The 12,563-nt window shown below is 35.5% G+C and carries 12 protein-coding genes; 6 read left to right on the top strand and 6 right to left on the bottom strand.

Features of this window, described 5'->3' with window-relative positions; all coding sequences use genetic code 11:
- Positions 1-187: 187 nt before the first annotated feature.
- Complete coding sequence (locus H7A25_24415; GenBank protein MCP5503065.1) at positions 188-1,702, top strand: IS1182 family transposase; 1,515 nt, start codon at positions 188-190, stop codon at positions 1,700-1,702.
- Positions 1,703-1,910: 208 nt separating this feature from the next.
- On the opposite strand, the gene H7A25_24410 is transcribed toward H7A25_24415, so the two are convergent.
- On the bottom strand, positions 1,911-2,840 hold the full coding sequence (locus H7A25_24410; protein ID MCP5503064.1) for a hypothetical protein: 930 nt from the start codon (positions 2,838-2,840) through the stop codon (positions 1,911-1,913).
- A gap of 112 nt (positions 2,841-2,952) precedes the next feature.
- Between H7A25_24410 and H7A25_24405 the strand changes: the two genes are divergently transcribed.
- Genes H7A25_24405 through H7A25_24390 form a run of 4 tightly spaced genes read left to right on the top strand, consistent with a single transcriptional unit; the run spans position 2,953 to position 7,630 of the window.
- On the top strand, positions 2,953-4,833 hold the full coding sequence (locus H7A25_24405) for an ABC-F family ATP-binding cassette domain-containing protein (GenBank protein ID MCP5503063.1): 1,881 nt from the start codon (positions 2,953-2,955) through the stop codon (positions 4,831-4,833).
- Positions 4,834-4,889: 56 nt separating this feature from the next.
- Positions 4,890-5,792, top strand: coding sequence for a hypothetical protein (locus tag H7A25_24400; GenBank protein MCP5503062.1), 903 nt, complete (start codon positions 4,890-4,892; stop codon positions 5,790-5,792).
- Between the two features lie 3 nt (positions 5,793-5,795).
- Positions 5,796-7,088 carry an adenosine deaminase gene (locus H7A25_24395; GenBank protein ID MCP5503061.1) on the top strand — a complete coding sequence of 431 codons (1,293 nt, stop codon included), beginning with the start codon at positions 5,796-5,798 and terminating at the stop codon, positions 7,086-7,088.
- Positions 7,085-7,630, top strand: a complete 546-nt coding sequence (locus tag H7A25_24390) for a manganese efflux pump (protein MCP5503060.1) — start codon at positions 7,085-7,087, stop codon at positions 7,628-7,630. Before H7A25_24395 ends, H7A25_24390 begins: the two co-directional genes overlap by 4 nt.
- Here H7A25_24390 and H7A25_24385 read toward each other — a convergent pair.
- Together H7A25_24385 and H7A25_24380 are read right to left on the bottom strand one after the other, a co-directional pair.
- Positions 7,619-8,047, bottom strand: coding sequence for a hypothetical protein (locus tag H7A25_24385; GenBank protein MCP5503059.1), 429 nt, complete (start codon positions 8,045-8,047; stop codon positions 7,619-7,621). The two genes, H7A25_24390 and H7A25_24385, sit on opposite strands and share 12 nt — an antisense overlap.
- A 14-nt stretch (positions 8,048-8,061) precedes the next feature.
- Positions 8,062-8,877 (bottom strand): SDR family oxidoreductase, encoded by an 816-nt coding sequence (locus H7A25_24380; GenBank protein ID MCP5503058.1) that lies wholly within the window; start codon positions 8,875-8,877, stop codon positions 8,062-8,064.
- Between the two features lie 131 nt (positions 8,878-9,008).
- On the opposite strand from H7A25_24380, the gene H7A25_24375 reads away from it, so the two are divergent.
- Entirely contained in the window at positions 9,009-9,860 is an 852-nt protein-coding gene (locus H7A25_24375) for a ChaN family lipoprotein (protein ID MCP5503057.1), read from the top strand.
- 19 nt (positions 9,861-9,879) lie between these two features.
- Here H7A25_24375 and H7A25_24370 read toward each other — a convergent pair whose 3' ends face one another.
- The 3 genes from H7A25_24370 to H7A25_24360 all read right to left on the bottom strand — a co-directional run bounded on the left by H7A25_24370 (position 9,880) and on the right by H7A25_24360 (position 12,554).
- Complete coding sequence (locus H7A25_24370) at positions 9,880-10,818, bottom strand: aldose 1-epimerase (protein ID MCP5503056.1); 939 nt, start codon at positions 10,816-10,818, stop codon at positions 9,880-9,882.
- A gap of 95 nt (positions 10,819-10,913) precedes the next feature.
- The gene (locus H7A25_24365; GenBank protein MCP5503055.1) at positions 10,914-12,152 is read right to left on the bottom strand and encodes a mechanosensitive ion channel family protein; all 1,239 of its coding nucleotides are present in this window, start codon (positions 12,150-12,152) and stop codon (positions 10,914-10,916) included.
- A 3-nt stretch (positions 12,153-12,155) separates the two neighbouring features.
- On the bottom strand, positions 12,156-12,554 hold the full coding sequence (locus H7A25_24360) for a hypothetical protein (GenBank protein ID MCP5503054.1): 399 nt from the start codon (positions 12,552-12,554) through the stop codon (positions 12,156-12,158).
- Positions 12,555-12,563 lie beyond the last annotated feature (9 nt).

The raw sequence follows: 12,563 nt of genomic DNA, 5'->3' as shown, positions 1-12,563 counted from the left end.
CACTTGCTTGGAGAACCAAGGCTCTCTCGGTGCAAGGAAACAAGCGATTTCCTATTCTGGCTTGTTTCCGCAGTGGCTACGCTCACAGACTGTGTGAAAAGTCTCGTTATTGAATATTTTTTGTTTGTCAGGAATGTAATGTATATAGAAAATTTCCTTATAACGATAAAGAGTTATAGGTGCAGCTATGAATTATATACAAGGAACTTCTCGAGAACAGATAGTATTATACAGTGAATGTTTGGATAACGTCATAAAAGAAGATAGTCCGGTAAGGGTTATTGATGCCTATGTTGATAATCTCGATCTTAAAAAATTAGGTTTTAAAATTCCAAAGTTAGAAACAGGTAAACCACCATATAATCCACATGATTTACTAAAAATATATTTATACGGATATATAGAACGAATCCGAAGTAGCAGAAAATTAGAGAAGGAATGTAATAGAAACCAGGAACTTAGGTGGTTAACAAAGAATCTCGCCCCGGATTTTAAGACAATAGCTGATTTTCGAAAAAATAATAAAGATGGAATAAAAAATATCTTCAAAGAGTTTTTATTCTTTTGCAAGAAAATGAATCTACTAACTCTTTCAATAGTTGGAATTGATGGAACGAAGCTAAGAGCACAGAACGGACAAAATAATGTATTTAAAAGAGAGCGTATTGAAAATATCGAGCAAAATATAAAATCCAAAATACAGGAATATTTGGAGGAATTAGAATTGAATGATATTTCCGAAGCAAATGAACTAAATCTTAAAGATGGAGATGAAGCCAGGGATGTATTAAATAAACTAAAAAGACTAACGAAATACAATGATAAAGTGAAAGGGATTCGGGAATTATTTGAAAACGACCCGGAACTACAGGTCTATTTTGCTAACGACACAGATTCAAGATTTCAAAGTGACAAAGGAAAAATTCGTCCTGGATATAATGCCCAAACTGCAGTGGATAATACAAATAAGTTGATTATTGCAAATGATGTATCGCAAAAGTCAAATGACCTGGAACAAATGACTCCTATGATTGAAAAAGTCCAGTCGATAAAAGAAGAACTTAAAATAGAAAATGAGACAAATGCAGTAATGGATTCCGGATATTTTAGTGAAAAAGAAATAATGAATAATAAAGATAAATCGGGGATAAATATTATAGTACCAGATACCAAATCTGCACTGGATAGTAATAATAAGCGTGAATGTAAAAGTAATCCTGATAAACTTCCTGCAAAAGGATATGAAATCCAGGATTTTGTTTATGATAAAGAGCGGGATATATACGTATGTCCGGCAGGAAAAGAATTAAATAGACAAAATGAAAATCCAAGACAGACGTCATACGGGATTTATGTAAATGAGTATAAATGTAAGGAATGTAAAGATTGTTTTCATAGAGCAAAATGTACCAATAGTAAAACTGGACGAACTATTCGGGTCTCGATAAACCGAGAGACAATGGATGATTTTAAAAAAGAGATGGGGAACGAGGAAAATAAAAAGCTAATTCGTAAACGTAAGGAGATTGTGGAACACCCATTTGGCACTATAAAGAGAAATTTGGGGTTCACTTACTTTATACAAAAAGGAATTAGAAGCGTTCAGGCCGAATTTAGTTTCATATGTTTTGCTTATAATTTTAAAAGAGTCATAAATATTCTGGGAATAAGGGCTTTTATAGATGCTGTAAATGCAAAATAGTAGGAATAATAGATTTTTATTTGATGGATAGCAATGAATTTTCTCTCTTTTATGACTTATAGTAAATTTATTTACTAAAAACCAATTTGGAATGATTGGTTTTTAGTTTTTTTAGTAAGAACCGAGTTCGTCAATATCTACAGGTTTTTTTTTGCTCACTTTTCACACAGTCTGTCAGCAACCACATCTGTCTGAGTCGAAGCCAGGCTCATAATCCGTGTAAAATATGTACTACAACCTCCGGTGGACAGGAATAACGCACCGGCAGTACGGATGTCCCGATTCCCCTTGAGGTATAGCCGTGCATATTATCTCTCTTCCAGGCACCGGAAAAAATATCATTGGGCAGGTTTATATTCTTCCAAATAGGTCTTCCTCCGGGAAAGCAAATCTGTCCACCGTGTGTTTGGCCACAAAGATACAGGTTTATATTTTCTTCACTGGCGATTTTCCAGAGCGAAGGAGAATGATTTAGTAGAATACTAAATAAATTTGGTTCAGCTTTTTTTCTTAAGTTCTTCAATTCTGAAGAGTGAGATAAGGTCACTTCATCTACACCAATAATTTGTAGGCTATATTTTCCGCTAATAATTCTCTGGATTTCATTCAAAAGAACCCGTATTCCTAATTTCTCTAATATAGGAACAATTTCAAGAGAATCATAGTTTCCCAGTACGCTGGAAATACCATATCGGCACTGTAGAACACCTACCAGACTTTCCATCCTCTCACGGAAAAGTTCCATATCTACATTTTTACTCAGTCGAAAATCCCCGGTAATCACGCATAGATCAAACTCAAGTCCGTCAATTAAAGTTAGTAAGCGCTCCCCACCGTCTCTGATACATTCAATATGCAAATCACTCAGGTGAAGAATGCGAAACTCTCTAAACTCCACAGGTAGGTCAGGAACGAAAATTATATTTTCATGTAAGGAATAGTCGAGGGCATTTTTCAGGCCCCTGGAGTATAAAAAACTCACTTTCAGAAAAAAAGCAAGGAGGTAATTGAAAAACCTGGAGCTTTCCGGGCGGTACTGAAAAAAACTACGATGGGTTTGAAAAACAGTAAGATTCTGCTGTGCTTCTTCCCTTTTTTTAATGTAGCTTTCATCCAAGCGGTATTTAAAATACTCCATAAATCCTTTCTCACCTGCTTTAAGACTATATTATTTTTATACTAGGAAAAAGCTATTTTTTCTTTTTAATTACTGCGAAAGAGTTCCACTCTAAATATACGGTAAAAGTAGAATGAATCTTCTGTCTGCAAATAAAATAACCAAGCGTATCGCCAGTAATCTCCTGTTTGAAGACATATCCTTCGGAATTAACGAGGGTGAAAAAATCGGACTTATCGGTGTAAATGGTTCGGGAAAAAGTAGCCTGATTCGCATGATTCTCGGAAAAGAAGAACCGGATTCCGGAGAAATCACAAGAAACCGGGAACTCAAAATCAGTCATCTCGGTCAAAACCCGGAACCCGAAGAAGGCATGGATATACTTGAATATATTTTCCGCTCCCAAACTCCCATTATTAAAACCATCCGGGAATATGAGAGGGCCTGTGCGCAATTAGAAAAAAAAGCAGGCGAAGCGCAAACTGAAAGTTTTGAAAAAGCTCATGCAGAAATGGACAGACAGAATGCCTGGGAATACGAAGCAAATATCAAATCGATTCTGAAAGAGCTAGGGATAGCCGAGCTTTCGACACCTGTAAACCAGCTTTCGGGTGGAATGTTTAAAAAAGTAAATTTGGTACATGCCTTAATAGAAGAATCCAATCTTCTTATTTTAGATGAACCTACGAATCACCTCGATATAGATACGATTCTGTACCTACAAAATCATCTGCAAACCATGAACAAAGCCCTATTTCTCGTAACTCACGACCGTTATTTTTTAGAGGAAGTCGTAGGGAAAATCTTTGAAATTGACAAGAAAACCCTATTTACTTTCCCGGGAAATTATGATTATTACCTTGAAAAGAAAGTTGAACTGGAGGAGAGTCTCTCCAAAACAGAAGATAAAGCTAAATCTTTTTTGCGTAGGGAATTGGAGTGGCTCAAGCGTCAACCCAAAGCGAGAGGGACCAAGCAAAAAGCCCGTATAGACAGAATTGAAGAGGTAAGAAATAGGGAAAAACACGTAAAAGAAAAAGATATAGAACTCAGTTCAAGCGGAAGAAGGCTCGGAAAGAAAATCATCGAAATAAAAAATCTCAGGCTCGGTTACGGAGACAAATGTGTTTTAGATAACTTTTCCCACGTTTTTAAACTAAATGAAAGATTGGGGATAGTAGGAGCAAACGGAGCGGGAAAATCCAGCCTTTTAAATGCAATTACCGAGAGATTAGAACCTATAAGCGGCCATATAGATCGAGGTATAAATACTCATATTGCTTATTTTGATCAAACATCTAAAAATTTGGAACCTCAACTCAGAGTCATTGATTTTATTAAGAAAAATTCGGGTGAATATATTTATCTGGATAACGGAGACAAGATCACTGCCTCCAAAATGCTTGAGCGCTTTCTTTTTGACTCTCGCCTGCAATATACCCAGATAGAGGATCTATCCGGCGGTGAAAAAAGAAGGTTATATCTGGTTTATCTGCTTATGAAGAATCCGAATTTTCTCATTCTGGATGAACCTACAAATGATCTGGATATAAAAACTCTTTCTATTTTAGAAAATTATCTTTTAGAATTTAAGGGTTGTTTACTTCTGGTTTCTCATGATCGCTATTTCATGAACCGACTCGTAGATTCTCTACTTATATTTGAGGGAGAGGGAATCGTGTCCTCTTTTCCCGGAAATTATTTTGAATACTTAGAAAATAAAAAAGAGCAGGAACAAAAAGGAAAAAAAGAAAAGCAGCAGGAAAATACGAAACCTGAACCCAAAAAAGATAATACAAAAAAAATTCCGTTCAAAGTTCAAAAACAAATTGATTCTCTTGAAAAAGAGATAGAATCCTTAGAAAAAGAAAAGTCAGACTTAGAAGAATTCATGACAAAGAATGCCAGTGATTTTCAAATTATCCAGGAAAAAAATCAGCGTCTCAATGTACTGGAAACAGAACTAAAAGAAAAGTTAGAAACCTGGGAAACTCTACTTATAGAATATTCCTGAGCCGGAAAAAAAGAATTGTACTTGAAAGTTTTCTGCCTTCTGTAAGCCATAAACTTATGAAGCAGAAATTTTTCATCAGTTTATTTTTTCTATTTATTTCCGTAATTTTCGCTGAAGAAAAAACAGGCGAAAACTCTGAAGTCAACTCCGGACCAAAAAAAGAATGGTCAGCTTATATTGTGAATACAGAGACCACCTTAAAAAAGGATGATAAAGAGCATAAATTAATATTCCGAGAAAAAGACAGCGGTAAAGTAGTCTTAGAAGACTCACTCTATTTCACTCCCCTTCAAGATGCTTCTTCTATCATGGATGGAAAAGCTGTTTACTATAGCATTTCTCATAGCGGTGGAGAAAGCGGAGGGAGCTATGCCGTTCGGGTTTACTTCGAAGGAGAATATGGCTTAACAAAAGCTAATAGGGATGGGATAAGTGGCTATGTAAACCCGGAAGTCAAAGATGTGAATAATGATAAGGATTTTGAGTTGGTATATTTATCTGAAAAATTTAATGATTATTACGTCCGCCATAAAAGGCTGGGTAATTGCCCGCTCACGGAAGGAACTTATATAGGACATCCGGGCCCCTATCCTGAAATTCATAGTCTACGTTTTGAGAAGCTTAAAAATGTTAGCTACGAAACACAATATTACAATGTTATAAAACCCTATCTTTATTCTTCTCAGAAAGAGATGAAAACATACGAGTCCAAAACCTTGAAAGTGTCTCCTTCATACACTAACAACAACGATGTATTTAAAAGTATATTATATTATTACTATTATATGAGTCGATACGGAAAAGAAGAAGAAGCTTTGAAGAATGTGAGGGATTCTAAAATTAAGATTTCTTTCAGTTGTGAAGTAAAAAAAGGCGAAGACGAAACTATGGAAAAAAACTACACTATTGGACTTTATAAGTTCATCCGAATTTTTCGCCAAAGGATTCTCTGGGAATAAAAGATGTATGCAGATCTTCATTGCCATCTCTATGGTTGTCTCGATGCAAAGACTCTTTATCAAATAGGAAAAAATAATCCGATTCCCAGATGGCATCTTTTTGTAAATGTATATGAAAAGATTTTTCAAGAAAGAATTTCAATAGAAACATTTTTTGAAGATTACAAAAAAGAAGATAAATTTAAAGAGTTATATTACTTTAAACAAAAAGCTCCTTTTTCTCATTTTCAAGCGAAATTTAACCTGATCTTAGCCCTTATTTCCTTAAAATACGAGGATATTCAGGAGGTAGCTTCTTTAGTTTCATATAATCATTCGAAACAAAATATCTCTTATGCAGAGTACCGGGTACTTTTTCCACCCGGACTTCCGATGGAGGAAAAAAAACAAAGAATCCTGGTTCTTTGCAAAGGTTTTCAGGAGGGAGAAGATAAATCTAACGGGAAAATCCGGGCTCGCCTCGCCATGTCTTTACAAAGAGAAAGTGGTTATGAAGAAGATTATAATTTGCTAAAATACTTACAAAAAGAGAACCCCCTAATTCAGAAATACCTTGTAGCAATAGACTTCTGCCACGTGGAAGAAGGCTATCCTCCTTCCGATAAAAAAGATTTCTTCCGAATAGTCCTTGATGATAACAAGAAGAATCCGGCTTCAGCTCTTGCAATTCTTTATCATGTTGCAGAGAGTTTTACCGATAAAACTCCTTCTTCAGCAGTGCGCTGGGTCATAGAAGCAGCAGAATACGGTGCACATCGTTTAGGGCATTGTCTGGCACTCGGCCTGGAAGCCCAATCCTTTCACAATATCACTTTTCAAGAGTCAGTCAAAGAGCGACTGGCTCAACTGGAATTTCTTTTATCCAGACATGAAGATATAGCTAAATTTGGTTATATTCCGACTGAGGAAAATTTAGAAAAAGAAATACAAGAATTACAAAAGCATAAACCGGAAGAAAAACTCAGTCTATATTTTAATGAAGAAAGGGTGAGCGAATTGCACAGTATTCAGGAATATGGTATGCGGGTTTTAAAAGATAGAAAAACAGTGATTGAGTCCTGTCCTACGTCTAATCTTTTCATCGGAATGATTGATAATGTGGAAAAACTTCCGCTAAAGCGTTTTTTAGAAAACAGTCTCTCGGTTAGTATCGGTACAGATGATCCGGGTATCTTTGATACAAATATTGAAAACGAGTTTACATACTTAAAACAAATAGGTTTTTCTGAGAAACATCAAGAGTTACGCAAGTGCTCTTTTGCATACCGCTCAGAAGTTCTTTCAGGAAGAATATGACAAATCTGGAATTATTCTCTATAGCCGTGGGTCTTTCTATGGATGTTTTTGCTGTTTCTCTCTCACTGGGCTTAACAAATAAAGATAATAAGTTAAGAAAAGCACTTATGATTTCTATAATATTTGGATTGTTTCATATATTTATGCCTTTATCGGCCTATCTTTTTGCTTCTGTTTTTTTGGATTACATAAAAGCCTTCGATCACTGGATAGCATTTTTCCTGTTGGGCTTTATAGGAATCAAGATGCTCAGAGAGTCTTTTTCAAATGAAGAATCAGAAACTTTGAATATTATCTCTATAAGTTCTATCTTATTTCTGTCAGTTGCAACCAGCATTGATTCTCTGGCTGCCGGAGTAAGCTTTGCTGTATTGTCATTGAACTTAATAAAGACTTTACTTACTTTAGGAATCGTTTGTTCCTTATTTACGTTCTTTGGTTTTTTGCTGGGAGATAGGTTGGGAAAAACCGCCGGAAAAAGAAGTGAAGCTCTCGGCGGTATAGTTCTAATTATCATCGGGTTTAAAATTTTACTTACATAAAAGTAACTTCTTTCTTGCTTTCTCTAACTCGTAGGATAAATATTCCATGATGGAAGCTCGGAAATACAAAAATTGGTTTCCACTTTCATACTGAGTATCTTCTGCATTTTTTAGAATCAGCTCATGTACTTCAGAATTTCCGAGATGAAACATATTTTCTCCCTGTATACCGGTTCGTTTATAAAAGATATCCTTATGCTTCAGCATATATAGAACCGCTTTTTCTAATTCCTGTTTATATTTCTCTCTGTAACCAAGTTCTTTGATGATACGAAAGGTATTCATCCGTTTATCAAAGGAAGTATTATAGAGATCCTTGATATTAAAAGATTTTATCTCCTCATCACTTAAAGGGTCTGCCCCTAAAGAGATATAAAACAAAAGTGAAGAAATTACCAATATTTTTAGTTTACTCATTTAGTCTCCATTTCTTATTGATTACGTCCCTTAAATTCTTCTATATTTTCATTCACACCCAGAAAATCAGCAGCCCAATCCATAAGAGCAGTAGGTATCAAACGAAACATGGGGATTGCATTAATCATCCAGGGCATTTTTAAATAAGCCTGATCATTTTTCACTGCTTTTACAATTTCCTTAGCCACATCTTCTTCTTTTAAGACTGGAAGTAAAAAGTCAAACTTTGTTCTCAATCCTTCAAACATCCCGGTATCAATAAAGAAAGGAGTAACGCAGGTAGTTTTCATGCCACTCAGCCCTTTCTTTAGAAACTCCATCCTCAAAGCTTCATCAAAACCCACTATGGCAAATTTACTCGCACAGTAGTCTGCCAGACCCGCCACACCGATCCAGCCTGCTGAAGAAGCAATTGTAACAATATGACCGCTATTTTCTTCGATCATTTCTGGTAAAAAAGCCCTTGTAGTCCAGAAGTGAGAAATCGCATTTACATTCATGGTATTCAAGATTTCTTCATCTGAACTTTCTAAAAATGTTTTATGATTAACAATTCCGGCATTGTTGACGAGAACATCTACTTTTCCGATTTCTTTCTTTACCATACCGGCGAGTTTGTAAACTTCTTCTCTGTTGGTTACATTGCATTCGAGGGCAAAACCATGTCCCCCGCTGAGTTTAATTTGATCGACAACCTGTTCAGCCGCTTCCCGGTTAATATCCCAGATAACAACCCGGCTGCCTTCTCTTGCAAAGTGTAAGGCCATTAACTTGCCCAGACCTTCCCCTCCACCGGTTATGAGTACGATTTTATTTTGCAAGTCTTTCATATATATACATCTTTTCTATTAAGCGGTATTTTTATCAAATACTGTTTATAAGGGGAACAAAAATATTTCTTACTTTCTTAGACTCTAAATTTTTCACTTGCATTTTTATTTATCGTCTTACTCCATAAAATATGAAACTTTTTATCCTTCTCTTTTTTTTCACTTTCCCGGTTTTTTCACAAAGTGTATCTTCTTTTCCTGCTATATTCGATGGGAAAAGTTTTAGAACATTGAATACTACTGATATTTCTAAAATGCTTGAGAAATATGACGTTCTTCTTATAGGTGAAGAACATGATGACAAAGAAGGTCATAAAGAAAAATTAAAATTATTTCAAGCTTTAGCGGAAGACTATAAAGGTAAGCTAAGTCTTTCTATGGAAATGTTCTCAGCCGATAAGCAGGAAGTTCTGGATGAATACCTATCAGGAACGATTCGAGAAAAAGATTTTTTAAAAACTTCGGAACCCTGGAATAATTACACAGAAGCCTACCGACCCTTGATAGAACATGCAAAAGAAAAAGGAATCGAGGTGATAGCCGCTAACGCTCCTTCTCGTTACGTTTCTCTTGTCGGTCGGGAAGGATGGAGAGCTCTTGCGAAATTGTCATCGGCCAAAAAACTCTTACCACCGGTTTATACGATTCTTGCATTCCCGGATAGGAACTATAGAAAACGCTTTTATTCCTTGATGGGAAATATACATCCGAATAAAATGGAAACCCAATTTTTTCAGGCTCAAAGACTCTGGGATGCCAGTATGTCACACCATATTTACAATCATTCTATGGAAACCGGAAAGAAAATCGTACATATCAATGGTAGATTTCATAGCGATGAATTTGGGGGAGTTTATTTCCGACTAAAGAGGATGGGGCTAAAAGTTTTGAGTCTTTCCATGTTTCCGCTTAAAACAAAAACATTCCAGCAGAAGGACTATGTAAATATTGCAGATATTCTGTATATAAGCGGACAAAAGTAAAAAATAAAGAGAATTTGGTTTACTTAAAATAAATCCAAAAGCTTTCCTTCCAGGAATGCCCGGGTTTTACCTGCATCAAGTCTTTAATTTTTCCTTCATGATACAGGTTTATGCCGTTTGTCGGAGCCGTCATAGGCTCAAAGCATACAAAGTTTTTTTCTTTTACTAAGGGGGCGTATACCACTGCCACCCTGTATTTTGGACCGAAGGCTACTTTTACTTCTTTATCTCCGGCCTGCATCATAAATTCAGGTTTTTCCGTTATTAAATCGGTAAATACATCATCCAGCATTTGCCCTTTCAGGGTAAAGAAAATGTTGGATTTCCATTTTTTTTCAATAGGAAAAAGAGAACCTTCCGGAAGTAATTTGGAACTAAGTGAATGATATTGCCTTGCAGGAATATTGATTTTTACCTCATCTCTCGGTATATCCTGGTAAGAAAAATATGGATGAAATCCAAATGAGAGCGGCATTGTTTCAGCTCCGTAGTTATGGATTTTTACTTCGATTTCAAGTCTATCAGTATATAAGATATGACTCATAATGATTTTATGAGGGAAGGGAAAATTCCTTAAAAGTTCAGGATGTTTTCCATAGTCCAGTTCAGCCCTGTGAAAAGACCTATCTTTTTCCTGTGTTACTTCAATTGTCTTCCAGTGAGGACTTTTCAATAACAGTCCGTGTAATAGAAGTCCATTTGCATCCCTCATAAGGTCCAGGTTTTGTAAATCCAGAGTATATTTTGTTTTATTAAAATAGAAAGCATCTTCCTGTAAGCGGTTTGCAAAGGGATATAGGAAGGGATTTCCGTATAAAGCTTTGGTAAGTGCATAATCTTCCACCTGTATAGGGAAATGAAGAATGTTTTCTTTCTTTCCCAGAAAAAAGAGGGTATTCCCAATATGAACCGCTATCCTTGCTTTGTTTTCTCCTGCCTGTAATTCTACAATTTCCATAGTCTGCCCCTTACTGCTCTCTTTTTTTAAAATGGGATTACAACTTAAGATTATAAGAATATAAAAAATCCCTTTTATTCTATAAAATATTGATTTCACTTTTTTGGCCAATGCCTGTATAAAAACTGTAGCTCAGCCCCGCTCGGTGCCTGGTAGGCTCTTAAATCAAACTCAGGTAAAGTCGAATACATATAATCAAAAATATCAGACTGAATTTTCTCATAATTTGCCCAGACTTTATCTTTACAAAAGGCATATAGTTCCAGAGGTAAACCAAATTCTCCTGCCTGCTTGTGTCGGACAATTAAAGTCATCCCCTTATTGATATCCGGATGATTTTGTAAATAAGATAGAGCATAAGCACGAAAAAGTTCTGCATTGCTTATCCCTGCTCTATATAAAGCTGGATTTTCCATATTCTCTATAAACTTCTCTCTCTCTTCAAAAAAAGTTTTTAAGAGTTCCATTTCTTTAAACCTGGAAAGTTCATCTTCTGAAATGAGCTTTATACTATTCAGATCAAGATTGATATGGCGTTTTATTCTTCTTCCTCCGGAATCTTTCATTCCCTTCCAATTTTTAAAAGACTCAGAAATCAGGGAATACACAGGAATGCTTGTAATTGTCTTATCCCAATTTTGTACTTTTACCGTGTTTAAAGTTATTTCTATTACATCTCCATCCGCGTTATGTGAAGGCATTTCAATCCAATCACCGAGCTTAACCAATTGATTTGTAACGATTTGTATACCCGCTACAAAACCAAGAATGGAGTCTTTAAATACCAGTAAGATAATCGCAGTTAAGGCACCAAGACCACTTAAAAGTTTCCAGGGAGATTGATTAATTACCTGTCCGATTACAATAATAGAGCCAATTACAACTAAGAAGATTTTAAATATTTGAATATAGCTACGTATAGGTTTTTCTTGTGAAACAGGAAATTCAGCATAAACCAACTCAATGGCATCAACCGAAGCGCTGAGAACCACGAAGAAAACTATAATGAAATAGGTTTCTGCAATTCTCTGAATAAATTTCTCGTGTCCTATAAATAGAGTAGATGAAAAGAAAAGAATAAATGCAGGAACAATATGGGACATATATTGAAAAACTTTCTTTTCTAAAAATATATCATCCCAACTATTCTTTGTATTTTTAACAATCCTTGCAACTAATCTCAGGACAGTTTTTTTTACCAGCCAGTTAAATAACCAGCAAACAGCAATGACAATAAAAAATAAAAAAATGTGACTTAAATAGAGGGAAAGCTTTTCAGGCAAGCCATACTTTACAAAAAACTTACCCTTGATGATTGTTTCGATATATGCCAAGTTTTACTTCCAGGTATAAATAATCGTCTCGCTTTCATATAGCCTTAAGTGCAATTCAACTTTATTATGAAATCTATTAATTGAATAAATACAGGCTCTCTGTTCTTCTGTTGAACATAAAAGAGAATCAATATGTGTACTATTGAGTTTACCCTTAAAATCAAAAGCTGTGGCCAGATCCTGCTCTATGAAATCTGTCTCTCCACCTATGCGAACCTTCATTCCATTAATTGTGACCGGAAAGCTTTCTTTTTTTTTATTGTTCTCTTTAGACGCCAGCCATTGTGTTTGTTGCTTGACGACCTGTATTTTCTGTTCTGCTTCCTCAATACTGAATTCCTGCACATGCTTTGGAATAAATACAGTAGCGAAAAAATATAAATAAAAAATAGTTAGTGGCATAGACATTTC

The sequence above is a fragment of the Leptospiraceae bacterium genome (assembly GCA_024233835.1).
Taxonomy (GTDB): Bacteria; Spirochaetota; Leptospiria; order Leptospirales; family Leptospiraceae; genus JACKPC01.
Note: the sequence above shows the minus strand (reverse complement) of the source record. Positions and strands in the feature narration are given on the sequence as shown.